Genomic DNA, 24,440 nt, shown 5'->3' with positions numbered 1-24,440 from the left:
CGCCCCCTCGTCCGCGGAGGGACGAGGGGGCGCCGGGGGAGATCGGGCGGGAGCCCGGTCAGGTCTTGCTGCGGGCCATGACGGCGCGCTGGAGGAGGACGAAGACCAGGAGGATGCCTCCGGTGATGATCGTGGTCGCCTCCGGCGGGATGCCGCCGTCGCGGGTGATCAGGACGTTCATCAGTCCGAGCACCAGGGCGCCGACCACCGAGCCGAGCACGAAGCCGACGCCGCCGGTGAGCAGCGTGCCGCCGATGACGGTCGCCGCGATGGCGTCGAGCTCCCAGCCGGTGCCGGTGATGTTCTGCGCGCTGCCGAGGCGGGCGGTGTAGACCACACCGGCGAGACCGGCGAGCGTGCCGCTGATGATGTAGATGAACAGCTTGGTCCGCACGACCGGGAGGCCCATCAGGGCCGCCGACTGCTCGGAGCCGCCCATCGCGTAGACCGTGCGGCCGAGGCGGGTGCGGTGCAGCACGAAGAACGCGCCGGCCACGACGAGGATCGCGATGATCACGCCGGGGCTGATGACGAAGTCGTTGACCTTCGGGCCGTCGATCAGCTTGATCGGCGTGGCCAGGCTCAGCACGGCCGAGTCCTCGGGGAGGCGCTCCGGGACGGTGCTCAGCATGGAGGCGAGACCGCGGGCCAGGAACATCATCGCGAGCGTCGCGATGAACGGCTGCACGTTGAAGTACTGGATCAGGACGCCGGAGATCACGCCGAACAGGGCGCCGATCACGACCATCAGGACCATCACGAGCCAGGGGTTCCAGCCGGCGTTGATCAGGAGCACGCCGCTCACGCTGCTGAACGCGATCACCGCGCCGACCGAGAGGTCGATGCCGCCGGTGAGGATCACGAAGGTGAGGCCCACGGCGAGGATGATCAGGTGCGCGTTGTTGACCAGCAGGTTCGAGATCGTGCTCGCCTGCAGGATCCGGCCGTAGGCGGCCTCGCCGTAGATGATCATCCCGAAGAAGATGATCAGCGCGGCCAGGGTGGGCAGCTTGTCCAGGTGCTGGCTCAGCCAGCCGCGCGCCCCGGAGGTGCGCTTGGTGCTCGCCGGAGGGGCGGAGCGGGTCATCACGGCACTCATGCGGGGATCGCCTCTTTCTGCGGGACGCTGCGGCGCGCCTCGCGACGGGACTTGAAGGCGGAGCGGACGCGCTCGGACTGCAGGAGGCAGAGCGCGACGATGACGATCGCCTTGAAGGCGGGCGTCGCGGAGGACGAGACTCCGAGGAACACGACGGTCTTGTCGAGGGTGGCGATCAGGATCGCGCCCACGGCGGCACCGGTGATGTTGAACTTGCCGCCGGCGAGCGAGGTGCCGCCGATGACGACCGCGAGGATCGCGTCGAGCTCGAGCTGGTAGCCGGTGCGCGAGACGTCGACCGTCATCACGCTCGCCGTGGCGAACACGCCCGCGACTCCGGCGAGGATGCCGCTGCCGATGTAGGCGGTCATCAGCAGGCCCCGGCGGTTGATGCCCGCGAGGCGGGCCGCCTTCGGGTCCATGCCGATGGCCTCGATCATCAGGCCGAGGGCGCTGCGGCGCACCAGGACTCCGACGACCACGACGATGGCGATGGCGAGGAGGAACACGACCGGGAGCCCGAAGACGTACCCGTTCGCGAGCCAGCGGAAGGGCTCGTTGGTGGCGGCGGTGTTCTGGCCGCCGGTGATGACCTTCGCCAGGCCGCGGCCCGCGAGCATCACGACCAGCGTGCTGATGAAGGGCTGGAGGCCCACCACCGAGACGAGGACGCCGTTCACGGCTCCGAGCACGGCGGCCACCAGGAGGGCGACCGCGAAGGCTCCCGCTGCCGCGCCGAGCGAGTCGGGCGCTCCCGCGGAGTTGAGGAACTCCATCGAGACGGCACCGGCGACGACCATGATCGAGCCGACCGAGAGGTCGATGCCCCCGGTCGCGACGACCAGGCACATGCCGACGGCGATCATCAGGATCGGAGCGGCGGCGCGGGCGATGTCGATGACGTTGCCGACGAGGTAGCCGGTGGTGGGGCTGACCGAGACGGCCAGGTAGCCCGGGTCCTTGACGACGTTGACGAGGAGGAGCAGGGCGATCGCCACGACTCCCCAGAAGTACTGGCGGCGGATGATCCCGCCGAGGACGGATCCCCGGGCGGGTCGGGTGTCGCTGCTCATGATGCGGCCTCCTGCGTGGCGCTCTCGAGGACGACGACGTCCTCGTCGACGACTCCCTCTGCGGCGATGGTAGTGACGATCGACTCCGCAGTGACAGCGGGACCGTTGAGGATCTCCGCGATCACGCGGTGGTCCTTCAGGACGATGATGCGGTCGCTGAGGCGGACGACCTCGTCGAGCTCGGACGAGATGAAGACCACGGCGACGCCCTCGCCGGCGAGGGCGACGACCTTCTCCTGGATCTCGGCCTTCGCTCCGACGTCGATGCCGCGGGTCGGCTCGTCGAGGATGAGGATCTCGGGGGCGGTGGCGAGCCAGCGGCCGAGGAGGACCTTCTGCTGGTTGCCGCCGGAGAGCTTGCTGATCGGGCGGTCGGGGTCGGCCGGGCGCACGTTGAGCTCGACGAGGTACTTGCCGACGATCTCGTCCTTCTCCTTCTTGGAGAGGGGGCGGGCCCAGCCGCGCTTGGCCTGCACGCCGAGGATGAGGTTCTCGCGGACCGAGAGGTCGCGGATGATGCCCTCGTCGCGGCGGTTCTCGCTCGAGAACGCGATCTTGTGGGCGAGGCCGGCGGTCGGCGTCGGGACGTCGATCTTCTTGCCGTGCATCGTGATCTCGCCGGTGTCGGGCTTGTCGACGCCGTAGATCAGGCGCGCGAGCTCGGTGCGGCCGGAGCCGAGGAGCCCGGCGAAGCCGACGACCTCGCCGCGGTGCAGCGTCAGGTCGGTGCTCTCGATGGAGCCCTTCTTGCCGATGCCCTTCGCGGTGTAGAGCGGGGCGTCGCGGTAGAGGTGGTCCTGGCTCTCGCGCTCGGAGTCGAGGGAGCGCAGCGCCGCGATGTCCTTGCCGATCATCTTCGAGATCAGCGAGGTGCGGTCGAGCTCGTGGGTCAGGTACTCGCCGACGAAGGTGCCGTTGCGCAACACCGTCAGGCGGTCGCTGATCGCGTAGACCTGGTCGAGGAAGTGCGAGACGAAGAGGATCGCGACGCCCTCCGCACGGAGGCGGCGGATGACGACGAAGAGGTTCTCGACCTCGTTCGCGTCCAGGCTCGAGGTCGGCTCGTCGAGGATGAGCACCTTGGAGTCGCTCACCGTCGAGCGGCTGATCGCGACCAGCTGCTGCATCGCGATCGAGAGCGAGGCGAGCGACTGGCGCGTGTTGAGGTGGCCGAGGCCGAGCTTCTCGAGCGCGACCTTCGCGGCCTGGTGCGTGGCCTTCCAGTTGATGCCGAAGGGTCCGCGGACCTCGTAGCCGAGCATCACGTTCTCTCCGATGGAGAGGTTCGTGACCAGGTTGACCTCCTGGTACACGGTGGAGATGCCCGCGGCCTGCGAGTCGGCGGTGCCGGTCAGGCGACGGGTCTCCCCGTCGATCACGATGTCTCCGCTGTCGATGCGGTAGACGCCGGTGAGGGCCTTGATGAGCGTGGACTTGCCGGCGCCGTTCTCACCCATGAGGGTGTGGACCTCGCCCGGGAACAGGCGGAAGTCGACGCCGTCGAGGGCTTTCACGCCGGGGAAGCTGATCGAGATGTTCTTCATCTCGACGATCGGAGGCGAACCTGTCATGTCGCGTCGTTCCGTTCTCGAGCGGGGCGCAGCCGAACAGGTGCGCCGAAGGGTCGGAGCGACCGGGGCCGGCGGGTGGGCCGGCCCCGGTCGCTCCGGGGGAGTGGTGCCGCGTCGAGGAGGACGCCGGGCGACCGGTGGTGCTGAGCGACTAGAACTTGCGGTCGGGCAGCGCGGTGGTGGCGGCCTCGGGCGAGTCGAAGGTCTCGCTCGGGACGACGATCGAGGACTCGACCTTCTCGCCGGCCAGGGTCTTCTCGACCGCGTCGAGGGCGGTCTCGCCGAACAGCGGGTTGTACTCGGCGACGAAGCTCAGCTCGCCGTCGGCCAGCGCCTGCAGGGCGTTCTTGGTGCCGTCGATCGTGGCGATCTTGACGTCGGTGCCGGGGGTGAGGCCGGCCTCCTGGACGGCCTGGACAGCGCCGAGGCCCATCTCGTCGTTCTGTGCGAAGACCAGCTGGACGTCGTTGTTGTTCGACTTCAGGACGGTCTCGAAGACGCTCTTGGCCTCTTCGGTGGACCAGTTCGCGGTCTGCGCGCCGATCTTGGTGAACTTCGAGTCGGCGCCGATGACCTCGTCCCAGCCTTCGTTGCGCTCGTTGACGACCGAGACGCCCGCGGGGCCCTCGAGCGTGAAGTACTTCGCGCCGCTCGGGAAGGTGGTCTTGGCCCAGTCGGCGACCGAGGTGCTGACCGCGATGTTGTCCGGCGCGATGCGGGTCACGTAGAGGTCGGTGTTGTCCGGCTCGATGCCGCGGTCGATCAGGATGACCGGGATCTCGGCCTCCTGGGCGCGCTCGAGCGAGTCCTCCCAGCCGGAGCCCTCCGTGGCGGAGAGCAGGATGATGTCGACGCCCTCGTCCACGAAGGAGGTGAAGGAGTCGATCTGCGACTTCTGGTCTCCGTTGGTGGCGGGTGCGTACTTCAGGTCGAAGCCGGCGTCCTTGGTGAACGTGTCCTCGATGTTGGTCTCGTTCGCCTGGCGCCACGCGCCCTCGGGGCCGACGGCCACGAAGCCGACGGTGGTGAGGTCACCGCTCGAGCCGGAGCCCGAATCGGTGCCGGAACCGCCCGAGCAGCCCGCGAGTCCGAACGCGAGTGCGCCGACTGCTGCGAAACCCAGGAACTGGCCGATACGCCTCGTCTTGGACATAGATCTCCTCCTTGAGATCGCGGGCACGAAGAGAGTGCCCGAGATGGTGGACCCCGAAGGGCCTCGAATGCGGGCCTAGCGGCCCGAGGTGCGGTGAGTGCAGGATGTGCAGTGGGCGCCGGCCGAAGCAGCGCCACGACGAAATGTTACCGTGAACAATTCTTGTGACGCAACAGCACGGCGGTGCGCTTCGGTAACGATCCGGTCGCGGGGCCCGCAGGGCCCGATGGCAACCCTCTGCCCGGTGGTCGGGCCCGGGAGTAGCTTCCCTGGCCATGATGCTCCCTCGATCGCGCTCCGTCCCCGCGACGGCCGCGACGGCGGCTCTCGTGCTCGCGCTCTGCGGATGCTCCGCGGACGGCACGGCGGCCCGCCGCGCGGCCGACGCCTTCCTCTCCGCGCTCGCCGACGGCGACGGCCGCGCGGCGTGCGCGCTGCTCACCGGCTCCGCCCGCGAGGCCGTGGAGGACCGGGAGGGCGACTGCCCCGGCGGCGTGCTGGAGCTCGGGATCGCGGAAGACGGAGCAGGGGACGCCGAGGTCTACGGCCGGGCGGCGATCGTGCGCTCCGGCGGCACCGTGGTGTTCCTCACTCCGGGCGACGACGGCTGGCTGGTGCGCGCGGCCGGCTGCGCGCCGGTGGCGGACGCGCCCTTCGACTGCGTCCTGGACGGGAGCTGACGTGCGCACTGCCTCCGCCCTGTACTACGCCGTGATCGTGCTCGGCCTGATCGGGTTCTTCGCCGTCGGGATCCTCGGGAGGTGAGCCGGATGCGCCGCTTCCTGCGCCAGAACGGACTCTCGCTGTTCTTCCTCGCGATCTTCCTGCTCGCTCTCCTCGGGCAGTCGTTCGCCGGGCTCGCCGCGTACAACGACACCCAGGTCGCGGAGGGGCTGCGGGAGGTCGGCTACTGGCGCTTCGTCACCTCCTCCGACTTCGCGATCGACGTCGCCGAGAACTGGCAGTCGGAGTACCTCCAGTTCTTCCTCTACATCGGCGCGACCGTCTGGCTCGTGCAGCGCGGCTCGCCCGAGTCGAAGCGGGTGGGCGAGGAGGGCCTCGAGACCGACGAGCAGCAGAAGGCGGGGGCGTCCGCGGAGGACGACTCGCCGCCCTCGGCGTCCGCCGGCGGCCTGCGGCAGGCGCTGTTCTCGCACTCGCTGCTGCTGGTGATGGGGGCGGTGCTCCTGCTGTCCTGGGCGGCGCAGTCGGTGACGGGCGTCGTGGCCTACAACGAGGAGCAGCTGACGAGCCTGGAGGCGCCCGTCGACTGGCTCGGCTACGTCTCCTCCGCCGACTTCTGGAACCGGACGCTCCAGAACTGGCAGTCGGAGTTCCTCGCGGTGGGCAGCATGGCGGCGCTCGCCGTGTTCCTGCGCGAGCGCGGGTCGAGCGAGTCGAAGAAGGTGGGCGATCCGCACGGACGGACGGGGATCTGAGTGGTCAGGGTGCGTCGGATCGGACGCGGATCTCGTCGCCCTCGAGGGCGAACCGCAGGGACGTGCCGATCGGGAACCGCTCGCGCAGGGCCTCCGGCGCCGCCGACGTCACGGTGAACTGCGCGACCGCGGGGAACGCTCCGGCCGTGCAGCCCTGAAAGAACAGGCCGTCCTGTGGCTCGGCGGTCCGCACGATGGAGAGGCACGAGCCGGCGCTCGAGGAGCGGCGCTGCCGGACGACGGTGAGCCCCGTGTCGGCGGGCAGGCTCTGCCGCACGACGGTGAGCCCGCCGAAGTCCTCGGTGGTGACCGATCCGTCGAACCCCAGTCCCTCCCAGCCGGGGAGGTCGGTGCCGTTCGACAGCGGCAGCACGGCGACCTCGCGGCCGGGCTGTCCGTCCTCGGCGGTGGCGAGGCGGGTGGCCCCCGCGGCGACGGCGGCCGTCGCGGCCAGCGCGGCGAGGAGGAGGAGGCCGCACCGACGGGAGCGGCGGGGCGGGACGTGGCCGAGGGGGTCGGACGCCTCGTCGGCGGAGGCGTCCGCGAGAGGTGCCGCGTCCTCCGGCGCCGCGTCCCCGGAGTCCGCGGGAACCACCGCGCCCGGCAGTGCGGTGCCGAGGGCGGGACGGACGCGGGCCTCGAGCGCGGAGAGCCGGGCGAGCGCGCCGGGGTCCCGCTCGATGTCGGAGCCTCGGCCGTAGGCGCGCCGCTGCAGCTCCGCGAGCTCGTCCGGTCGCTGATCGTCCACCCCCGGATCCTCGCAGGCCCGGCGCCCGAGCGGGACCCTCCGGCGCGCCGAGGTCCTGGCGGTCGAGCAGCCCGGACGGCTCATCGAGACCCGGTGGACGGTGCGGCCGCTCGGCCGGCGGGGGAGGTCAGTCGTCGTCGTCGAGGTCGTCGTCGCGGTCGGCGGCGATCATCTCGACGATCGTGTCGACGGTGAGCCAGGGGCCGTTGCTGACCTCGCCGATCTTCTCGCGGTCCTTGAAGACGACGATGCGGTCGCTGAGGCGCACCACCTCCTCCAGCTCGGACGAGATGTAGACGACGGTCACCCCCTCCTTCGCGAGCTGCGCGATGTGCGCCTGGATCTCGACCTTCGATGCCACGTCGATCCCGCGCGCCGGCTCGTCGAGCACGAGCAGCCGCGGACGGGTCGCGAGCCACCGCGCGAGGACCACCTTCTGCTGGTTGCCTCCGGAGAGGTACTTCACCGGGATGTCCGGGTCGGCCGGCGAGATGTTCAGCGCCTCGACGTAGGTGCGCACCAGGGTGTCGGTCTCGGCGGCCGAGAGCGGGTGCGCCCAGCCGCGCAGAGCCTGCAGGCCCAGCACGAGGTTCTCGCGGAGGGAGAGGTCGCCGATGATCCCGTCCTCGCGGCGGTTCTCGCTCGAGTGGGCGATGCGGTGGCGCAGGCCCGACACCGGGTCGGAGATGTGCGCGGGCTGGCCGTCGATCAGCACCTCGCCGGTGTCCGGCTTCTCGACCCCGCTCACCAGCGACGCCAGCTCGGTGCGCCCCGAGCCGCGCAGGCCCGCGAAGCCCACGATCTCGCCGCGGTGCAGCTCCAGATCGGTCGGGCCCACGGCGCCGCGGCGGCCGATCCCGTGCGCGCGGTAGATCGCCGGGCCGACCGGCTGGCGGCGGTGCTCGCGGCGGTCGGAGCCGATCTGCCGCAGCGCGTCGATGTCCTTGCCGATCATCTTCGCGATCAGCTCCGCGCGGTCCATGGTGTGCGCCGGGTACTCGCCGACGGTGCCGCCGTCGCGGAGCACCGTCAGCCGGTCGCTGAGGGTGAGGACCTGCTCGAGGAAGTGCGAGACGAACAGGATCGCGACGCCCTGGTCGCGCAGCCTCCGCAGCACCGTGAAGAGGCGGGCCACGTCGCTGAGGTCGAGGCTGGAGGTGGGCTCGTCGAGCACGAGCACGCGCGGACGGTCGACCATCGCGCGGCTGATCGCGACCAGCTGGCGGATCGCCGGCGAGAGCGAGCGCAGCGGCAGGTGCGGATCGAGGTCCTCCAGGCCCAGCTCGGCGAGCATCTCGGCCGCGCGGTGGTGGGTGCGCGACCAGGAGATGCCGAAGCGGCCGCGGACCTCGTGGCCGAGCATCACGTTCTCGCCGATGCTGAGGTTGTCGGTGAGGCGCTCGTCCTGGAACACGGCCGTGATGCCCGCTGCCTTCGCCTCCGCCGGGCCGCTGAAGCGCCGGGCGACGCCGTCGACGAGGATCTCGCCCGCGTCGGGCTGGTGGATGCCGGTGAGCGTCTTGATCAGCGTGGACTTGCCCGCGCCGTTCTCGCCCATCAGCCCGTGGATCTCGCCCGGCACCAGCCGCAGGTTCCCGTCCTTCAGAGCGGGTCCGGAGGCGAAGGAGACGCGGATGCCGGTCATCTCGACGACGGGTGCCGCGGAGCTCCGGGTCGTCCTCGATGAGATCGCCACGTGCCGTCCTCGGTTCGTGTGCGGCGCGCCGTCAGGGTCCGGCGTGCCAGGGGCTGCCGCCGATGATACGCGAGCGCATGCGGCGGGACGGGAACAGGAGGGTCACGATCGGGGAGCGGCCGTGGAGGAGCGGATCACCAGCTCCGTGGGGATCCGGGTGCGCTGCGGGATCTCCTGGCCGCGGATCCTCGCGTGGATCACCTCGGCGACCGTCGTCCCGAGCTTGTCGAAGTCCTGGCGGACCGTCGTCAGCGGCGGGAGGAAGTGGCGGGCGGTGGGCAGGTCGTCGAAGCCGACGATGCTCATGTCCTCGGGCACGCGGATCCCGCGCTCGACGAGGCCGTGGATCACTCCGAGCGCCATCTCGTCGTTCGCGACGACCATCGCGGTGAAGTCGGGCACCGACTGCAGGCTCGCGGCGAAGTCGTACCCGGAGTCCGGGGTCCAGTCGCCGATGACGATGGGGCGCTCGTGCATCCCCCACGACTTCGCGCGGCTGTGGAAGGCGCGCTCGCGGGCGCGCGCGTCGAGCCAGTCGAGGGGGCCGGAGAGGTGCAGCACGTCGCGGTGGCCGAGGTTGCCCAGGTGGTCGACGGCCTGGAACATGCCGGCCTGCTGGTCGACCGAGACGGTGAGGAAGCTCGGATCCTTGTCGCTCTTCACCACGAGCGTCGGCACGCCGATCTCGACGGTGCGGAGGGTCGCCACGGAGGAGGAGCGCGGCGCGATCACGCAGAGCGCGTCGATCCCGAGGCCCATCAGGTGGGCGATCGCGTCGGTGGGGGTCATCTCGAGGTCCGGCCGCAGCGCGACGGAGGTGATCGAGTACCCCTTCTCGCGGGCGGCGCGCTCGATCGCGCGGAGGGTGCTCGACGGCCCGTACTCGGCGCCGCTCTCGATCATCACGCCGATGCGGTCGGTGCGCTGCGTGACGAGGGAGCGGGCGGCGATGTTCGGCCGGTAGTTGAGCTCGTCGACCGCTTCGAGGACCTTCTGGCGGGTCGACTCCTTGATGTTGGGGTGCCCGCTGAGCACGCGCGACACGGTCATGTGCGAGACGCCCGCGACCGCCGCGACATGGCGGAGGTTCGGCCGATCGGCCATGAGAGGACCTCCTCCGCTCCCCGGGCGGGTGAGCCGCGCCACCCCGGCGCGGACGAGGCTCAGAGGGCTCGGCTGCCGGGGGTGGCACCAGCATAGTCAGGCGGGGCCGACCTCCCGGTGGGCGCCTCCTGAGCGGGCGGGCACCGTCCGTTCCGCTGCGGGATCCGCCGTGGCGCGGGGCGGGCGGGACCGTCCCGGTCGCGTCGCTCTCACTGCGGTCCTCGATGATCGAGGGGGCTCCGGCGCCCCTGCCGCCGGGGAGCTCCGTGAAGCGGAGGACATGCCGTTCCCTGCTGCGCTCGATGTCGCGGAGGCACGAATCGACTGTCGACTCCGCGTTCGGAGACTCGGAGTAGAAGCTCTTCTCGAGAGAGCACTCGTACGGGCCGTGCTCACGAGCGATGACATGAGCCGTACGGCTGCGGAGAAGGATCTCGGCCTGGGCCAGTCGAGCACGCAGGCTCTGCCGCAGCGCTTCATCTGCGTCGCAGACCGCTCGGACGTCCTCGAACGAGACTCCGTCCGCGAACGAGTCGTCCCCGTCGTGCGGAGCCCGCTGGAAGTAGCGGGCGTACCCGGAGAAGCGGTAGTAGTTCTGCGCGGCCTGGTAGCTCGTGCAGGCCTCCCCGTCGGCGATGCCGAGCCCGCGGTCACGGAGGAGCTGGACCTGCTGCTTCCACGACAGGCTCGGTTTCCGTGCCATCGCAGTACCTCGGTGCCGAAGAAAAAGGCCCCTCCCATGTGAGCATCGCGGAGAGGCTTGGGAGGGGGTCGATCGGATCGAATCTACCAGGCGTCCCTCAGCCGTGGTCCCTGCGGCGCCACCCGACCAGCCGGTGGCACGAGTGCTGATCGGACCATCGCCGCAGGACGGAGAGGGCCGACCGCCGCGGCGCCGAATGCTGCGGGTCTTCGAAGGCGCGGGGCGGGCGAGTACTCTCGGGAGCCTCATGGCACGCGACAACGAACCGACCGTCACCCTCACCGATCCGCTCGAGGAGCGCCTGCGCGCGCAGGTCGCCCGCGAGGGGGAGCGCAACGTCGCTCTGCGATCCGCGGCCCTGCTCACCGGCGGGTACGAGGGCGAGTCCTTCCTCCTCACCGTGGGCGGCGAGCACGCCGACGGGATCCTCAAGGGAGCGCCCTCCCTCTACTGGCCCGAGCTCTGGGGCGCCCGCGCGCTCCTCTACGTCTGGGACGACGACGCCGCCGACGCGGTGACCGCCGGACTCGCGAACCCCTCCTGGCGCGTCCGCGAGATGTGCGCCCGCGTCTGCGCCGAGCGCGTGCTGGGCGGGCAGAAGAAGCTGTCCCGCCTGACCACCGACGAGCACCCCCGGGTCCGCGCGGCCGGAGCGCGCGCTCTCGTGGCGGCCGCTCTGGCGGGGATCTCCTCCGGTCGCGACGCGAAGGGCGAGTTCGCGGCGAGCGTCGAGGCCGTCCTGACGGGCATGCTCCGCGACCCGGACCGCGACGTCCGCCGCGCCGCGCAGCAGTCGGCCGACGCGCTGCGGGACGCCCGCTCGGCCTGAGCGGACCGCCCGCCGGCGGTCGAGGCGTCGCGAAGGGCCGCCTCCCGGCTCCGATGACGACCGTTCGTGACGCCTCGGAGCCCCGGGGGCTCAGCCGACCAGGTGCGTCGCGCGCTCGAAGGCGCGCTTCAGCTCGTCGCGCTTGCGGGGCTGGCTCATCGCCCGCTGGCCGGGGCTCCACGAGTCGATGACCGTCGGGCCGTCGACCAGGTACGGCTCGATGTTCTTCTTCCAGCCGCTGGTCGGCGCGGTCCCGGCGTTGACGACGACCCGCAGGTCGGGGAGCAGCGGCAGGAGCCGGCGCAGCTCCATCGCGCCCTGCCGCACCTCGTCCGCGTCGGGGGCGCCGTCGAGCTGCCACGGCACGATGTTCCAGATCAGGGTGCGGGCGTGCAGTCCGACCTCGTCGCGGAGGGTCCAGGTCGAGGCGGCCGTCGCGTCGTCGTTGTCGACCGAGACGAAACCGGAGCCGTCGGGGCCGGTCGACATCGGTCCCGGGGCCTCCAGCACGATGAGCGCGCGCGCCTCGACGCCGGCCTCGGCCGGGTCGAAGTCGGGCACCACGGCACCCGGATGCCTGCGCATGCGCCGGGCGAGGAGCTCCTCGCGGAACGCCCGGAGGGGCTGCACCGAGGGCTCGTCCTCGAGCAGGGCCCGGCGCTCGTCGAGGGCGGAGCGGTCGCGGAAGCCGTACGGCTCGGTCAGGAACACCCTCCGAGGCTAGTCGCGATCGGCGCCGCCGCGGGAGGCGGGCCTGCGGGCGCCCTCCTGGGTGACCCCGGCAGGGCCTGGCTCGTGCCGCCCCCGGCTCCTACGGTCTGACTGCAGTCGAGAATCTGGACCGGAGGGGGTCACCGTGTCGGACGAGCCGTCAGTGAGCATCGGGGTTCCGTACGTCGAAGGGGGGTCGTCGCCGCAGGTGCTGGACGTGTACAGCAGGTCGGTGTCCCCGGCCGAGGACGCCGCTCGGCCGGCCGTCGTGCTGATCCACGGCGGCGGGTGGTTCCGGGGGGACAAGAGCAAGGAGCGGGCGCTCGCGACGATGCTGGTCGACGCCGGCTACCTCGTGTTCGCGGCGGACTACCGCGAGGCTCCGGACTCGGTCTTCCCGGCCAGCAGGGACGACGTGCTCGCCGCGGAGCGGTGGGCGGTCGCGTCCGAGTGGGCGTTCGACCGGAGCAGACTGGCGTTCTTCGGCGGATCGGCGGGCGGGAACCTGGTCGTGGAGGCCGCGATCGCCACCGGTCGGCCCGCCGTCAGCTGGTCGGGGATGTTCGACCTCCTCGGCATCGTCGAGGCGACCGACGACCTCCCGGCCACGCCGACGACGCAGGACCTCGACGCCATGAAGAGCGCCGACATCAACCAGACCGGCCGGAACGACGCCTTCCTGCGCTGGACGATCCTCAACGAGGTCGGGGGCGACCGCGGGCTGCTCACCGCCGCCTCCACGACGCGCCACGCCTCCCCGGACGGCGGGCCGGTGTTCCTGGCCAACTCGCTCGGCGAGTTCGTCCCCGTGAGCGACGCGCAGGCCATGCAGGCGGCGCTCTCCGCGGTCGGAGTCGCCAGCACGCTGCAGCTGATCCCGGGCACCCGTCACGCCGAGGGGTACACGGAGGCGGCCATCGGCCCCTCGCTCGCCTTCCTCCGCGACGCCCTCCCGCCGGCCCGAGCATGACGACGACGGAGTTCGCCGGAGTCGGAAACGTCTTCTACTTCGTCGACGACCTCGACGCCGCGATCGCCTGGTACTCGGCGCGGCTCGGGCGCGAGCCCGTCGTCCGCGGCGGGGCGCTCGTGGCCTACGACCTGGATGGCACCCGCCTGACGCTGCACGAGCGGGACGAGCTGAACCGGCCCGGACCCGACGGCACGAGCCCGTACTGGACGGTCCCCGACGTCGACGCCGTCGTCGCCGACTGGACGGCGAACGGCGCCGTCGCCCACCGCGGTCCGAAGACGGTGTTCACGGGGGAGCGGCTGTGCCAGCTGCTGGACCCGTTCGGCAACCTCTTCTCGGTGCGGCAGGCCGTGCCCCGTGACTGAGGACGTCGCTCCGGCTCCCGCCGCCCCGGCGCAGACGTCCGCGCCGACGCAGCCGTCGGCCTGGGCGCCCATGGCGATCACGGCCTTCCGGGTGCTGTGGTTCGCCCAGCTGGGCAGCAACATCGGCACCTGGATGCAGACCGTCGGTGCCCAGTGGTACCTGGTCGAGGCGGCCGCGGGCGCGGCGGTCGTCGCGCTCGTGCAGACGGCGAGCCTGGCGCCCTCGATCCTCGTCGCCCTCCCCGCGGGCGTGCTGGCCGACTCGCTCGACCGGCGGCGGCTGCTCATCTGGGGGTCGTCGGCCAGCGCGCTGCTGGCGGCCGCTCTGACGGTCGTGGCGGCGGTCGGCGCGCTGACGCCGTGGACGATCCTGGCCTTCACCTTCCTCCTCGGCATCACCTCCACCCTGACCTCGCCGGCCTGGCAGGCGATCCAGCCGGAGCTCGTGCCCCGGAACCTGATCGCGGCGTCGTCGGCCCTCGGCGGGGTGACGGTGAACGGCGCCCGCGCGGTCGGCCCGGCCCTGGCGGGAGTCGTCCTCTCGGCGTTCGGCGCTCCGGTGGTCTTCGGCATCAACGCCCTGAGCTTCATCGGCGCCGTGCTCGCTCTGCTCTGGTGGAAGCGGCCCGCGCAGACCGGCCTCGACGACCGCGAGCAGTTCGGCGCCGCGCTGAAGGGAGGGATCCGGTACGTCGCCTCCGCGCACCTCGTCCGCCGGATCCTCCTCCGCTCCGCGCTCTTCGCCCTGCCCGCCAGTGCGCTCTGGGCGCTGCTGCCGCTCACCGCGAAGCGCCTCCAGCTCGACTCCAGCGGCTACGGCTTCCTCCTCGGGGCCCTCGGTGCGGGTGCCGTGCTCGGCGTCTTCGCCCTGCCGCTCGCCCGCCGGAAGCTCTCGGACGACGTCGTGATCGGGGCGAGCGCCGTGCTGTTCGCGGCGGGGACGCTCGCGGCGGCCTTCCTGCCCCTCGTACCGGCGCTGCTGCTGCTGGTCCTCGCGGGGCTGGCCTGGATCGGCACCCTCACCGTGCTGAACGCGGCGCTGCAGCTCACGCTGCCGCAGTGGGTGCGGTCCCGCGGAGCCTCGATCTACATCCTGGTCTTCATGGGGACCATGGCGGTCGGCTCGATCGGCTGGGGCCTGGCCGCGCAGGTGCTCGGCACCGCGCCCGCGTACGCCGCGGCGGCCGCTCTGCTCCTCCTCGTGGCGGCCAGCGTGCGGGTGCTGCCCCTGCTGCCGGGGACGGGCACCGTCGACCGCAGCATCTCGATGTCGTGGCCGACGCCCACGCTGGTGTTCGAGCCGGAGCCGACGGACGGGCCGGTGATGGTGCAGATCTCGTGGACGGTCCGCCCCGACTCCCTCGCGGACTTCCGATCGGCCATGCGGCTGCTGGAGAGCTCCCGCCGCCGGACCGGCGCCTCGCGCTGGGCGCTCTACCGGAGCGGGGAGGAGGCCGACGTGCAGCTGGAGACGTTCATGGTGCCCTCGTGGGGCGAGTTCCGGCGGCAGGAGACCCAGCGGCTCACCGGCCGCGACCGCGAGATCCGCGCGGCGGCGCTCACCCACGCCGACGGCGATCCCGTCGAGCGGCACTTCTTCCCGAGCGCGACGCCCTCCTCCTGAGAGCGGGAGCGGCGGCGAGCCGTCCCCGTGATCGTCGAGACGCCGGCCTGCGAGCGGTGTCCCGGCGGCGCGCGGACGCCTCGGCGCGTCTCGGGCGCGAGGGCGGAGGTACGCCGCGGTCAGCCGCCGACGGTGGAGCCGAAGCCGGACTTGCCGGAGGAGCCGAAGCCGCCCGAGAGGGTCGCCTTCGAGCCGACGGTCGAGCCCGCCGGCGCGCGCTGCACGACGTCGGGCTGGGTCGCTCCGCGGGCCGCGAAGCCACCGGACGCGACGGGCGCCCAGCTGGTCGCCCGCGTCGAGTTCCAGCGCGAGGACGCGAAGATCAGCGGGCCGAGCCAGAAGCCGCCGGCGTAGTGCCCGCGGTACTCGTCGGTGGCCTCGCACAGCTGCTCGGGGTCGTCGCCGACCTCCTCGCCCTGCGCCTGGAGCTGGGCGATCTGCTCCCGCACGTCGGCGAGGCAGTCCTCACGGCTCGCGTAGACGGGGCGCTCGGCGTTCTCGGGGATGACGTAGTCCTGGCCGTCGGCTCCCGTGGCGACGACGCCGTCGGTCGAGGGGCCGCCGTTCGCGAGGGCCACAGCGAGGCCGACCGCGCCGACCGCGACCGCGCCGCCGATGAGCAGGCCGCGGCGGTTCTTCGCGATGCCGCTGATGCCGACGCTCCGGGAGCGGTGGGGAGCGGTGCGGGTGGGGCCGTCGCCGCGGCCGGTGCCGCCGCTCGAGCCTCCGCTCGGCGTGCCGGAGCCCGCCGCGGGCTCGCGGCTGCCCCAGTCGTTCCCGGAGTTCGGCGTCCCGGAATCGCCGGGGGTGCGGTCGTCGTCCGTCATCGGGTCTCCTCGTCCTGCGGGCGGGCCGCGCGGGTGTCCTGCGGCCGGTCGTGCTCGGGGGCGCCGTACTCGGGCGCGGGGGTGCCGGGCGCGGGAGCGCCGTAGGCGGGGGTGGCGGCGTGCCCGGGGCGGGAGGCGGCCGACGCGGCGTCCGCGTCCGTCGCGGCCCCGTCGCTCCGTCCGCCCTCGATGTAGTGGGGGACGAACTCCGCCAGGTCGCCGGTGATCAGGCCGCTCGTCTCGCGCACGTCGATGCCGGCCGGGGTCTCGCCGACGATCCAGCTGCCGATGACGACGGTCTTCCCGTCGACCCGGGCCAGTTCGGCGCGCTCCTGGTGGATGAAGCCCTCGGCGCCGTAGCTCCCGCCGTTCTCGGCGACGACCGAGCCGTCGGCGTCGAGGACCGTCACGTTGGCGCCCTCCCGGCCCAGGCGCGGCTTGCGCACCTGCGCGGTGCCGGGCAGCGGATGCACGGAGGCGGGCAGCAGGTTCGGGTGGCCGCGGAACATCTCCCACAGCACCACCAGCAGCTGCTTGTTGCTGAGCAGGAGCTTCCACGCCGGCTCGACCCAGCGGGTGCGCTCGCGCCGGTCGAGGAGGAGGCCGCCGAACTGCTCGCCGAGCATCCACTCCCACGGGTACAGCTTGAAGACGTGGCGGATCGGCTCGCCGTCGCCGTCGAGGAAGCCGGCGCCGTCGAGCTCGTAGCGGATGTCCTCGACGAAGATCAGCTTGGGGTCGAAGCCGGCCTGCGCCGCGGTCTCGGCCATGTAGGCGACGGTGTCGGCGTCCTCGACGATCAGCTCGCCGTCTCCGGAGTCGTGCAGCGACGCGAGGTGCAGCCGGGCGCCCTCGTCGAGGCTCCAGCGCTCGAGGCGGAGGTGGCGCCACTGCTCGACGAGCTGCTCGTGCAGGCTGTTGAACTGGTCGGCGTCGGGACCCTTCGTCTCGACGAGCCACTGCCACTGGGCCGCGGCGGTCTCGACCAGCGAGGTCGGGGTGTCGGCGTTGAACTCGAGCAGCTTCACCGCGCCCGCGCCGTCGTAGGCGAGGTCGAAGCGGCCGTAGACCGTGGGGTCGTCCTCGTCCCACGAGGTGCGCACCAGCTCGTGGAAGCGGGGCGGGATGCCGAACTCGGCGAAGCGGCCCTTCCGCACCACGAGCTCGCACGCCTCCATGCAGAGGTCGAACAGCTCCGAGGTCGTGCGCTCGAGCAGGTCGATCTCGGCAGGCTCGAAGGAGTACGCCGCGGACTCGTTCCAGTAGGGGCGGCCGCCCTCGGAGGGGAGGTCGTAGAAGCTGAAGCCGATCTCGTCGCAGCGGGCTCGCCAGTCCGGTCGCGGAGTGAGGGTGTGTCTGCGCATGATGTCCGGCAAGTGTAGGTCGGGCGTCCGCGTGAGGGCAGGGGGTGGCGCCGTCCTCCGCGCTAGCCTCGACGGGAGCGAAAGGCCGTGCCATGACCGCACCCCTCCCGCTCGCGGGCGTCCGCGTCCTCGAGCTCGGCAACTTCATCGCGGCGCCCACGGCTGGCCGGCTGCTCGCCGACTTCGGCGCCGAGGTGATCAAGGTGGAGCGGCCCGGCACGGGGGACGAGCTGCGCCGCTGGCGGCTGCACGAGGGGTCCGAGACCTCGCTCCTCTTCCACACGATCAACCGCAACAAGCGCTCGATCGCGCTCGACCTGCGCACGGACGAGGGGCGCGACGCCGTCCGCCGCCTGGTCGCCGAGTGCGACGTGGTGCTCGAGAACTTCCGGCCCGGCACGCTCGAGCGCTGGGGGATCGGGCCGGCCGTGCTCGACGAGGCTCGGCCCGGCATCGTGATCGGCCGCATCTCCGCGTTCGGGCAGACCGGCCCGCTGTCGGCCCGGCCCGGGTTCGCGGCGGTCGCGGAGGCGATGGGCGGGTTCCGCGAGCTGGTCGGCGACCCGGACCGGCCGCCCGTGCGCGTCGGCGTCTCGATCGGCGACTCGATCGCCGGGCTGTACGCGGGCTACGGAGTGATGATGGCGCTGTTCCAGCGCGAGACCCGCCGCTCCGCCGGGCTGGATCCGGCACCGCTGGCGGAGCGGGTCGTCGACGTGGCGCTGCACGAGGCGATGTTCTCGATGACGGAGTCGCTGATCCCCGACTTCCAGGCGCACGGCATCGTCCGGGAGCGCGTCGGCGGGCGGATGGAGGGCATCGCCCCGACCAACGCCTACACCTGCGCCGACGGGGCGAGCATCGTGATCGCGGGGAACGCGGACGCGATCTTCCAGCGGCTGATGGCGGTGATCGGCCGCGCCGACCTGGGCGAGGACCCGGCGCTCGCCTCGAACGAGCAGCGCTGGGCCCGGCGCGACGAGCTGGACGCGGCGATCGGCGCGTGGACGGCGGGCCGCACCGCCGCCGAGGCGCTCGCGGTCCTCGACGACGAGGGCGTCCCCTCCGGCCCGATCTACACGGCCGCCGACATCAGCGCGAGCGAGCAGTACGCGGCGCGCGACATGATCCAGCCCTTCGACGTCGAGGACGCCGGCGGCACTCTGCGCGGCGTGGGCTTCCCGGGGATCGTGCCGGTGCTCGGCGGCCGCTCCCTCCCCATCCGCTCGCTCGCGCCCGACCTGGGCCAGGACACCGAGGAGGTGCTGGGGATGCTCCGGCGGACCGGTCCCGCTGCTCCCTCCGCCGGCGGGGCTCCTGCCGCTCCCTCCGCCGCCGCTGCCGAGGAGGCCGGCCGGTGACCGCGCTCGCCTCCGCGCGCCTGCGAGACGTCACCCTCCGCGACGGCCTGCAGCTCACCGGCAAGCTCCTGACGACCGAGCGCAAGGTCGACCTCGCGCGCACGCTGCTCGCCGCGGGAGTGCCCGAGCTCGAGATCGGCTCGCTCGCGCGCGGCGACCTCGTCCCTCCGATGGCCGACACCCTCGACGTGATCGCCGCGCTCACTCCCGAGGAGCTGGAGCGGTGCTGGGTGTGGGTCGCGACTCCGCGCCACGTCGAGCGTGCGGCCGCCGCGGGGGCGCGCGGCTTCCAGTACTGCTTCTCGGCGTCCGACTCGCACAACCTCGCCAACGTCGGCAGGCCGACCGAGGCGAGCCTGGCCGCGATGCCGGAGGCGGTCGCGCTCGCCGAGAGCGTCGGCGGGCGGATCCAGCTGTGCATCGCCACCTCGTTCACCTGCCCGTTCGAGGGCCCGGTCGACCCGGAGCGCGTGCTCGCGATCGCGCGCGACCCGCGGGCGGAGGGAGCGGCCGACGTGGTCGTCTGCGACACGCTCGGGCAGGCGCACGCCGGCCAGGTGGCGTCGCTCGTCTCGCGCGTGGCGGCGGAGACCCCGCCTCGCGAGATCGTGTTCCACGGGCACGACACCTGGGGCTCGGGCGTCGCGAACGCGATCGCCGCCGTGCAGGCCGGGGCCTCGGTGGTCGACGGCGCGCTCGGCGGCCTCGGCGGCTGCCCCTTCGCACCGGGCGCCAGCGGCAACACGGCGACCGAGGACCTCCTGTTCGCCCTGCGCCCCGACTGGTTCACGCCCGGCGCGCTCGCGGTCCTCGTCGGCGAGTCGGAGGCGCTGCTCGCCGAGCTCGGCGAGCCCGGCCGCTCGAAGGCCGCGCAGGGCGCCCGCTCGAACGCCCCCGCCTTCCCCTGGGCGCTCTGAGCGGATCGTCCCCCGCTCGTCGGTCCGAAGCGTCACGAACGGCCGCCTCCCGCCGCGGAGGACGACCGTTCGCGACGCCTCGACAGCGTCGTGCGGGTCAGCGCGCGAGCAGCGCGCCGAGGCGTGTGCGCTCGGCGCGGAGGACGTCGACCAGGAGGGACCCCTCTGGCGCGGCGAGCCAGCGCTCCAGGGCGAGGTCGAAGAGGGCGGAGGCCGCGAGGGCGGCGAGGGCCGCGTCCCCCGGCGCGACTCCGGCGTCGACGAGAGCGGCGCGCATGCTCTCGGCGAGGGCGGCCGACTTCAGGAGCTCGCGCTCGCGCAGCTGCGGCTCGGAGCGCACGACGGCGCGGCGGGCGGAAATCTGAGCGCGCCAGGTCTGGAGGTCGCCCGAGGCGGCTGCCTCGAGGCCGTGCATCACGAGGTCCATCGGCGCGAGGCCGGCGGGGGCGCCGGCGAGCAGGCGGCCGACGATCTCGGGGAACTCGCGCTCGCGGAGGAAGAGGACGTCGCGCTTGTCGGCGAAGTGGCGGAAGAAGGTGCGGGTGGTGAGCCCGGCGCGCTCCGCGATCGCGGGGACGGTGGTGCCCGCGTAGCCGTGCTCGGCGAAGAGCTCCATCGCCGCCTGCTCGAGGCGGAGGGCGGCATCGGGGGCCCAGCGTGACATCCGCCCAGGATAGCTGACGACACGACGTGTCATCAGGAGTAGGGTGACGACACGTCCTGCCATCACTTCCGACTGGAGCCGCCCGTGCCCGAGAACGCCGCCGCCCTGCTGACCGCCCCGCGGGCCGACCTCGTCGTCCGCCCCGCTCCGATGCCCGTCCCCGGTCCGGGGGAGGTCCTGCTACGCAACGGCGCCCTGGCCGTGAATCCGGTCGACGAGATGAAGCAGTGGACGGGCGATCTGATGTTCCGGTGGGTGCCGTACCCGGCGGTGCTCGGGGAGGACGTGGCGGGAGTGGTCGAGGCGGTCGGCCCTGGAGTGACGCGCTTCGCCGTCGGCGACCGGGTCGTCGCGTACGCGGTCGGGATGGAGCGCGGGCGGCGGAACCGCGACGAGGGCGCCTTCCAGGAGTACACGGTCGTGCGCGAGGACCTGGCGGCGCCGATCCCCGACCGGCTGGGCTTCGAGGAGGCGGCGGTGCTGCCGCTCGCGGTCTCGACGGCGGCGACGGCGCTGTTCCAGCGGGACCACCTCGCCCTGCCGCACCCGAGCGTCCCGGTCCGGCCGACGGGCAGGACGGTCGTGGTCTGGGGCGGGACGACGAGCGTGGGGAGCAACGCGATCCAGCTCGCCGTCGCCTCCGGGCACCGCGTGGCGACGACCGCGTCGCCCCGCAACCACGAGCGGATGCGCGAGCTGGGCGCCGAGATCGTGCTCGACTACCGCAGCCCCTCCGTCGTCGCCGACCTGGTGGCTGCGCTCGCGGGCCACGAGGTCGCGGGGGTGCTCGCGATCGGGACGGGTTCCGGTGCCCCGTCGGTGGCGGTGGCCGCGGGCACCGGAGCGCGACGGGTCGCCCTGGCCAGCCCCTCCGTCTCGTTCGGCTCGCTCCCGCGCCGACGCGGTGTCAGCGCCGCCTTCGTGCGGACGATGCTGCGCGTGGTCGGCGGCACCGCGGCGCTGAAGATCGCGGCCCGGCGCCGCGGCATCCGCGCCCGCTTCGTCTGGGGCGGCTCGCTGATGACGAACGAGGTGGGGCCGATGCTGTGGCGCGACCACCTGCCGGCGGCGCTCGCCGAGGGCCGTCACGTCTGCGCCCCGGCGCCCGAGGTGGTGGGTGAGGGGCTCGCCGCGCTGCAGCCCGCCCTCGACCGGCTGCACGAGGGTGTGTCGGCGGTGAAGCTGGTCGTCCGCCTCTGAGGGGCGGGTCGCCGCCGCCTGCCCCGCCGTGCCGCGGACCGGCCGCTCCGCCCGCAGCCGCTCCGCCCGAGCCGTGCCGCCGAGTGGCCGCAGCGCCGGAGCCTCGGTATCGTGGCGCGCTCCGACGCGACCCGAGGAGATCCCGTGATCCGCCGCACCGCCCCCGGAGCCGCCGCGCTCCTCCTGCTCGCCCTGACCGGCTGCTCCGCCGGGTCGTCGCCCGCGGCGTCCCCGTCCGCCACTCCGGAGCCCGTCGGCGGCCTCGGGGTCGCCGTCTCGGCGCTCTGCGAGCCCGGCTCCGATCCGCAGTGCGTCCCGGTCGGCGGGCAGGACGTCCTCGTCGATCCCGAGGACTTCACCCGCGCGGGCGTCGCCGCGGTCGAGGCCGATCCGAGCACGGGAGTCGTCGACGTCCGGTTCGACGAGGCGGGCGCCGCCCTCCTGCGCCGCGGCTCGCAGGCGGCCATCGACGAGGGGGCCGACGCCCGGCTCCTCCTCCGCGTGGGCGACCGGGTCGAGTCGGCGCTCTCCGTGATGCAGCCGATCGAGGGCGACACCGTGCAGATCGTTCCCGCGGAGGGCGACGCGCAGGGGCTGGTCGACCGGATCCTCGCCGGCTGACGCCCGCCTAGGATCGGCGCATGGCGAAGGGTTTCCGCACGGAGCGCACGCAGGCGCTCCTCCTCGCGCAGCCCTGGGCGCTCTCGCTGGTGAGCGCCGTCTTCGTGGCGGGGATGCTCTGGCTGGCGGCGGACGCGGGCTGGGATCTCGGCGCGGTCGTCGGCGGCGGACGCCGGCACGCGCCGCTGTGGCTGGTGCTCCTGCTCGGCCTGCCGCTGTTCGGCGCCGGAGTGGTGCTCGGCGCGGTCCGGCAGGTGCGGCTCCTGCGGCGGCCGGCGGCGCCGCCCGTCCCGAGTCCGGAGGCGGAGCGGCTGCGGCGCGAGGGCCCGGGCTGGCTCAGCCGGCGCGAGGACGAGCGAGCGGCGCAGGGCGGGACCGGGAGCGCGCAGGGCGGCACCGGCGGCATACCGGACGTGATCGGCAGCGCTCCCGACGGCACGGACGACCCGCGCGACGAGGCCCGCTGACCGCGCCTCAGAGGTGCAGCATCCCCCAGTCGATGATCACGGCCAGCGCCGTGTAGGCCGCGGCCACTGCTCCGACCGCCTTGCCCGCGCGGTCGAGGTCGGCCTGCGGGTCCGGACCGGCGTCGGCGACGACCCGGAGCAGCGCTCCGACCAGCGCGATCAGCGTGATCGCCAGGATCCAGACCTTGAGCGACGCGTGCGGATCGACATGCGCGAGCGTCAGCGCGACGACCGGCACCGCCACCACGAGCACCGACGCCAGCACCAGGAGGCAGCCGCGCCGGGTGAGGCCGGTCGGCCCGAAGGAGCCGCCGCGCATCCAGGCGCGCACGCGCTGCCTCCGCGACGCGGGCGGACCGCCGGCGGAGTCCGCGTCGGTCGAGGGCCCCCAGTCCTGCGCGGTCGTCATCGCGCGGTGCCGGAGCGGTCGGGAGTCGGGCTGGGCCGCATCGGGTCCTCCAGGAGACGAGGGGGCGCGTCGGACGGTGGTGCCGACCCCTCAGTCTCGGGAGCGCCTCCGGCAGCGGCAAGCGCCTCTTCCGGACATGTCCGGAAGAGGACGCTCAGGCCCGTCCCTGCAGGATCAGATTCCAGTACACCCACGGCAGGACGCGGCGGTCGGCGAGGAAGGTGAGGCGCCGCTCCTTCGCCAGGCCCGTCCAGAAGGGGACGGTCGGCTTCGGGCGGTAGCGGTCGTCGAACTCGGCGAACACCACGCTCGACCGCGAGACCACGAAGGGGCAGACGGAGTAGCCGTTGTAGACGCGGGGGAGCGGGCGGCCCTTCTGCGCGGCGACGAGGTTCTTCGCGAGCGTGGTGGTCTGCTGGCGCAGTGCTCCTCCGGACTTCGAGTTGACCGTGGCCGCCGCGTCGCCGAGCGCCCAGACGTCGGGGAACCGCGGGTGCCGCAGGGTCAGCGGGTCGACCTCGACGAAGCCGCCCTCGTCGCCCTCGGCGGCCAGTCCGGTGCCGGCCAGCCAGTCGGGGGCCGACTGCGGGGGCACGGCGTGCAGCACGTCGTACGACAGCGTCTCGCGCGGGCCGTCGGTCGAGCGCCGCGCGCGGTCGGGGCCGGGGAGGGCGGTCGCGCGCCCGTCGACGGCGAGGACGACCCTCCGCTCGGCCGCGTCGACCTCGACCAGCTCGCGGCCGTAGCGGACCTCGATCCCGTACTCCGCCACCTTCCGCTCGAGCTCGGAGTCGATCAGCGGCATCCCGAACAGGGTGGGGGTCGGCACGACGAGCACGACGCGGATGCGGTCGAGGACGCCGGTCGCGCGCCAGTAGTCGCAGGCGAGGTACATCGGCTTCTGCGAGGCGCCGGAGCAGGTGCCGGGGCCGCCGGGCTGCGTGAAGACGACGGTGCCGGAGCGGACCTCGCGGAGCACCTGCGACGCCTTGCGGGCGTACTCGTACTCGTAGTTGGACACTCCGACCGGCGAGTCCATCGCCTCCTGGAGCCCGGGGACCGCGGCCCAGTCCTTCTGGATCCCGGGGCAGACGACGAGCTGCCCGTAGCCGACGGTGCGGCCGGAGAGGAGGGTGACCGTGTGCGCGACCGGGTCGATCGTCTCGACGCGGTCCTGGATCCAGACGACCCCCTTCGGCGTCACCGAGCCCTGGGGCCGGGTCGCCGCGGAGGCGGGTGCGGTGCCGCCCGCGACATGGGAGAGCATCGGCTGGTAGACGTGGGTCGACCGGGGCTCGATCACCGCGACGTCGTCCACTCCGGAGCGCCGCAGCCGTCCCGCGGTCGAGAGTCCGGCGTTGCCGCCGCCGATGATGAGGACGTCGTGGCGGGCCGCGCCGGGATCGGTCATGGCCTCACCCTAGGGGCGCGCCGGGGCGAGCGGACGGGCTTGCGCAGACCCGCGGAAGGGGGGTGCGCTCGGAGCGCCCCGGGACGGTGATCCCGCACGGCCGCCCGGCTC

General features: G+C 73.1%; 24 protein-coding genes and 1 pseudogene. 11 read left to right on the top strand and 14 right to left on the bottom strand.

Features of this window, described 5'->3' with window-relative positions; all coding sequences use genetic code 11:
• Window positions 1-58 precede the first annotated feature (58 nt).
• From C5C63_RS09200 to C5C63_RS09185, 4 genes are all read right to left on the bottom strand, one after another.
• The gene (locus tag C5C63_RS09200; RefSeq protein WP_104292576.1) at window positions 59-1,099 is read right to left on the bottom strand and encodes a sugar ABC transporter permease; all 1,041 of its coding nucleotides are present in this window, start codon (window positions 1,097-1,099) and stop codon (window positions 59-61) included.
• Window positions 1,096-2,172 (bottom strand): ABC transporter permease, encoded by a 1,077-nt coding sequence (locus C5C63_RS09195; protein ID WP_104238658.1) that lies wholly within the window; start codon window positions 2,170-2,172, stop codon window positions 1,096-1,098. The genes C5C63_RS09200 and C5C63_RS09195 overlap by 4 nt, the downstream gene beginning before the upstream one ends.
• Window positions 2,169-3,743, bottom strand: a complete 1,575-nt coding sequence (locus C5C63_RS09190; RefSeq protein ID WP_104222393.1) for a sugar ABC transporter ATP-binding protein — start codon at window positions 3,741-3,743, stop codon at window positions 2,169-2,171. Before C5C63_RS09190 ends, C5C63_RS09195 begins: the two co-directional genes overlap by 4 nt.
• Before the next feature lie 151 nt (window positions 3,744-3,894).
• Window positions 3,895-4,896 carry an ABC transporter substrate-binding protein gene (locus C5C63_RS09185; protein WP_104257728.1) on the bottom strand — a complete coding sequence of 334 codons (1,002 nt, stop codon included), beginning with the start codon at window positions 4,894-4,896 and terminating at the stop codon, window positions 3,895-3,897.
• Between the two features lie 275 nt (window positions 4,897-5,171).
• On the opposite strand from C5C63_RS09185, the gene C5C63_RS09180 reads away from it, so the two are divergent.
• Window positions 5,172-5,576: a hypothetical protein gene (locus tag C5C63_RS09180; RefSeq protein WP_104257729.1), complete on the top strand. Its 405-nt coding sequence runs from the start codon at window positions 5,172-5,174 to the stop codon at window positions 5,574-5,576.
• A 90-nt stretch (window positions 5,577-5,666) separates the two neighbouring features.
• The gene (locus C5C63_RS09175; protein WP_104325910.1) at window positions 5,667-6,335 is read left to right on the top strand and encodes a DUF6766 family protein; all 669 of its coding nucleotides are present in this window, start codon (window positions 5,667-5,669) and stop codon (window positions 6,333-6,335) included.
• A 4-nt stretch (window positions 6,336-6,339) separates the two neighbouring features.
• Here the strand turns inward: C5C63_RS09175 and C5C63_RS09170 are convergent, their stop codons facing one another.
• The 4 genes and pseudogenes from C5C63_RS09170 to C5C63_RS17560 all read right to left on the bottom strand — a co-directional run.
• Window positions 6,340-7,083, bottom strand: a complete 744-nt coding sequence (locus C5C63_RS09170; RefSeq protein WP_104257731.1) for a hypothetical protein — start codon at window positions 7,081-7,083, stop codon at window positions 6,340-6,342.
• A gap of 127 nt (window positions 7,084-7,210) precedes the next feature.
• Window positions 7,211-8,728 (bottom strand): sugar ABC transporter ATP-binding protein, encoded by a 1,518-nt coding sequence (locus C5C63_RS09165; protein ID WP_104227030.1) that lies wholly within the window; start codon window positions 8,726-8,728, stop codon window positions 7,211-7,213.
• 153 nt (window positions 8,729-8,881) lie between these two features.
• The gene (locus tag C5C63_RS09160) at window positions 8,882-9,883 is read right to left on the bottom strand and encodes a LacI family DNA-binding transcriptional regulator (protein WP_104222399.1); all 1,002 of its coding nucleotides are present in this window, start codon (window positions 9,881-9,883) and stop codon (window positions 8,882-8,884) included.
• A 301-nt stretch (window positions 9,884-10,184) separates the two neighbouring features.
• A pseudogene (locus tag C5C63_RS17560) lies at window positions 10,185-10,586 on the bottom strand (Abi family protein); the annotation flags it as partial.
• A gap of 247 nt (window positions 10,587-10,833) precedes the next feature.
• On the opposite strand from C5C63_RS17560, the gene C5C63_RS09150 reads away from it, so the two are divergent.
• The gene (locus C5C63_RS09150) at window positions 10,834-11,415 is read left to right on the top strand and encodes a HEAT repeat domain-containing protein (RefSeq protein WP_244230570.1); all 582 of its coding nucleotides are present in this window, start codon (window positions 10,834-10,836) and stop codon (window positions 11,413-11,415) included.
• Window positions 11,416-11,505: 90 nt separating this feature from the next.
• Here C5C63_RS09150 and C5C63_RS09145 read toward each other — a convergent pair whose 3' ends face one another.
• The gene (locus tag C5C63_RS09145) at window positions 11,506-12,126 is read right to left on the bottom strand and encodes a hypothetical protein (RefSeq protein ID WP_104325909.1); all 621 of its coding nucleotides are present in this window, start codon (window positions 12,124-12,126) and stop codon (window positions 11,506-11,508) included.
• Window positions 12,127-12,358: 232 nt separating this feature from the next.
• Here C5C63_RS09145 and C5C63_RS09140 point away from each other — a divergent pair, with 232 nt between their 5' ends.
• The 3 genes from C5C63_RS09140 to C5C63_RS09130 are packed head-to-tail and all read left to right on the top strand — an operon-like array spanning window position 12,359 to window position 15,088.
• The gene (locus C5C63_RS09140) at window positions 12,359-13,096 is read left to right on the top strand and encodes an alpha/beta hydrolase (RefSeq protein ID WP_159940689.1); all 738 of its coding nucleotides are present in this window, start codon (window positions 12,359-12,361) and stop codon (window positions 13,094-13,096) included.
• Window positions 13,093-13,464, top strand: coding sequence for a VOC family protein (locus tag C5C63_RS09135; RefSeq protein ID WP_104250023.1), 372 nt, complete (start codon window positions 13,093-13,095; stop codon window positions 13,462-13,464). The genes C5C63_RS09140 and C5C63_RS09135 overlap by 4 nt, the downstream gene beginning before the upstream one ends.
• Window positions 13,457-15,088 (top strand): MFS transporter, encoded by a 1,632-nt coding sequence (locus C5C63_RS09130; protein WP_258065421.1) that lies wholly within the window; start codon window positions 13,457-13,459, stop codon window positions 15,086-15,088. The genes C5C63_RS09135 and C5C63_RS09130 overlap by 8 nt, the downstream gene beginning before the upstream one ends.
• A gap of 119 nt (window positions 15,089-15,207) precedes the next feature.
• On the opposite strand, the gene C5C63_RS09125 is transcribed toward C5C63_RS09130, so the two are convergent.
• Both C5C63_RS09125 and C5C63_RS09120 read right to left on the bottom strand, forming a co-directional pair.
• Window positions 15,208-15,915, bottom strand: a complete 708-nt coding sequence (locus tag C5C63_RS09125) for a hypothetical protein (RefSeq protein ID WP_104273952.1) — start codon at window positions 15,913-15,915, stop codon at window positions 15,208-15,210.
• Window positions 15,912-17,279, bottom strand: coding sequence for a glutathionylspermidine synthase family protein (locus C5C63_RS09120; RefSeq protein ID WP_104325908.1), 1,368 nt, complete (start codon window positions 17,277-17,279; stop codon window positions 15,912-15,914). Before C5C63_RS09120 ends, C5C63_RS09125 begins: the two co-directional genes overlap by 4 nt.
• A 92-nt stretch (window positions 17,280-17,371) precedes the next feature.
• Between C5C63_RS09120 and C5C63_RS09115 the strand changes: the two genes are divergently transcribed.
• The gene (locus C5C63_RS09115; protein WP_104292573.1) at window positions 17,372-18,640 is read left to right on the top strand and encodes a CaiB/BaiF CoA-transferase family protein; all 1,269 of its coding nucleotides are present in this window, start codon (window positions 17,372-17,374) and stop codon (window positions 18,638-18,640) included.
• Window positions 18,637-19,557 (top strand): hydroxymethylglutaryl-CoA lyase, encoded by a 921-nt coding sequence (locus C5C63_RS09110; protein WP_181068390.1) that lies wholly within the window; start codon window positions 18,637-18,639, stop codon window positions 19,555-19,557. The genes C5C63_RS09115 and C5C63_RS09110 overlap by 4 nt, the downstream gene beginning before the upstream one ends.
• A gap of 97 nt (window positions 19,558-19,654) precedes the next feature.
• On the opposite strand, the gene C5C63_RS09105 is transcribed toward C5C63_RS09110, so the two are convergent.
• Entirely contained in the window at window positions 19,655-20,221 is a 567-nt protein-coding gene (locus tag C5C63_RS09105; RefSeq protein WP_181068389.1) for a TetR/AcrR family transcriptional regulator, read from the bottom strand.
• Between the two features lie 84 nt (window positions 20,222-20,305).
• Here C5C63_RS09105 and C5C63_RS09100 point away from each other — a divergent pair, with 84 nt between their 5' ends.
• From C5C63_RS09100 to C5C63_RS09090, 3 genes are all read left to right on the top strand, one after another.
• Window positions 20,306-21,421, top strand: coding sequence for a zinc-binding alcohol dehydrogenase family protein (locus C5C63_RS09100; protein ID WP_104257738.1), 1,116 nt, complete (start codon window positions 20,306-20,308; stop codon window positions 21,419-21,421).
• 144 nt (window positions 21,422-21,565) lie between these two features.
• Window positions 21,566-22,042, top strand: a complete 477-nt coding sequence (locus C5C63_RS09095; protein WP_104234350.1) for a hypothetical protein — start codon at window positions 21,566-21,568, stop codon at window positions 22,040-22,042.
• A gap of 20 nt (window positions 22,043-22,062) precedes the next feature.
• The gene (locus C5C63_RS09090; protein WP_104234351.1) at window positions 22,063-22,509 is read left to right on the top strand and encodes a hypothetical protein; all 447 of its coding nucleotides are present in this window, start codon (window positions 22,063-22,065) and stop codon (window positions 22,507-22,509) included.
• 7 nt (window positions 22,510-22,516) lie between these two features.
• Here the strand turns inward: C5C63_RS09090 and C5C63_RS09085 are convergent, their stop codons facing one another.
• Together C5C63_RS09085 and C5C63_RS09080 are read right to left on the bottom strand one after the other, a co-directional pair.
• Window positions 22,517-22,918 carry a hypothetical protein gene (locus C5C63_RS09085; protein ID WP_104226999.1) on the bottom strand — a complete coding sequence of 134 codons (402 nt, stop codon included), beginning with the start codon at window positions 22,916-22,918 and terminating at the stop codon, window positions 22,517-22,519.
• Window positions 22,919-23,072: 154 nt separating this feature from the next.
• Window positions 23,073-24,329, bottom strand: coding sequence for an NAD(P)/FAD-dependent oxidoreductase (locus tag C5C63_RS09080; protein WP_104325907.1), 1,257 nt, complete (start codon window positions 24,327-24,329; stop codon window positions 23,073-23,075).
• Window positions 24,330-24,440: the final 111 nt, after the last annotated feature.

It is taken from the genome of Rathayibacter sp. AY1B8 (assembly GCF_002932775.1).
Lineage (GTDB): Bacteria > Actinomycetota > Actinomycetes > Actinomycetales > Microbacteriaceae > Rathayibacter.
This window is presented reverse-complemented; position numbering and strand designations above follow the sequence as displayed.

Excerpts from the sequence above, each read along its gene's own strand:
- C5C63_RS09200 (WP_104292576.1), bottom strand. The coding sequence starts at position 1,099 with ATGAGTGCCGTGATGACCCGCTCCGCCCCTCCGGCGAGCACCAAGCGC.
- C5C63_RS09105 (WP_181068389.1), bottom strand. The coding sequence starts at position 20,221 with ATGTCACGCTGGGCCCCCGATGCCGCCCTCCGCCTCGAGCAGGCGGCG.
- C5C63_RS09150 (WP_244230570.1), top strand. The coding sequence starts at position 10,834 with ATGGCACGCGACAACGAACCGACCGTCACCCTCACCGATCCGCTCGAG.
- C5C63_RS09080 (WP_104325907.1), bottom strand. The coding sequence starts at position 24,329 with ATGACCGATCCCGGCGCGGCCCGCCACGACGTCCTCATCATCGGCGGC.
- C5C63_RS09115 (WP_104292573.1), top strand. The coding sequence starts at position 17,372 with ATGACCGCACCCCTCCCGCTCGCGGGCGTCCGCGTCCTCGAGCTCGGC.
- C5C63_RS09190 (WP_104222393.1), bottom strand. The coding sequence starts at position 3,743 with ATGACAGGTTCGCCTCCGATCGTCGAGATGAAGAACATCTCGATCAGC.
- C5C63_RS09185 (WP_104257728.1), bottom strand. The coding sequence starts at position 4,896 with ATGTCCAAGACGAGGCGTATCGGCCAGTTCCTGGGTTTCGCAGCAGTC.
- C5C63_RS09195 (WP_104238658.1), bottom strand. The coding sequence starts at position 2,172 with ATGAGCAGCGACACCCGACCCGCCCGGGGATCCGTCCTCGGCGGGATC.
- C5C63_RS09090 (WP_104234351.1), top strand. The coding sequence starts at position 22,063 with ATGGCGAAGGGTTTCCGCACGGAGCGCACGCAGGCGCTCCTCCTCGCG.
- C5C63_RS09165 (WP_104227030.1), bottom strand. The coding sequence starts at position 8,728 with ATGACCGGCATCCGCGTCTCCTTCGCCTCCGGACCCGCTCTGAAGGAC.
- C5C63_RS09180 (WP_104257729.1), top strand. The coding sequence starts at position 5,172 with ATGATGCTCCCTCGATCGCGCTCCGTCCCCGCGACGGCCGCGACGGCG.
- C5C63_RS09120 (WP_104325908.1), bottom strand. The coding sequence starts at position 17,279 with ATGCGCAGACACACCCTCACTCCGCGACCGGACTGGCGAGCCCGCTGC.
- C5C63_RS09160 (WP_104222399.1), bottom strand. The coding sequence starts at position 9,883 with ATGGCCGATCGGCCGAACCTCCGCCATGTCGCGGCGGTCGCGGGCGTC.
- C5C63_RS09085 (WP_104226999.1), bottom strand. The coding sequence starts at position 22,918 with ATGACGACCGCGCAGGACTGGGGGCCCTCGACCGACGCGGACTCCGCC.
- C5C63_RS09135 (WP_104250023.1), top strand. The coding sequence starts at position 13,093 with ATGACGACGACGGAGTTCGCCGGAGTCGGAAACGTCTTCTACTTCGTC.
- C5C63_RS09125 (WP_104273952.1), bottom strand. The coding sequence starts at position 15,915 with ATGACGGACGACGACCGCACCCCCGGCGATTCCGGGACGCCGAACTCC.
- C5C63_RS09175 (WP_104325910.1), top strand. The coding sequence starts at position 5,667 with ATGCGCCGCTTCCTGCGCCAGAACGGACTCTCGCTGTTCTTCCTCGCG.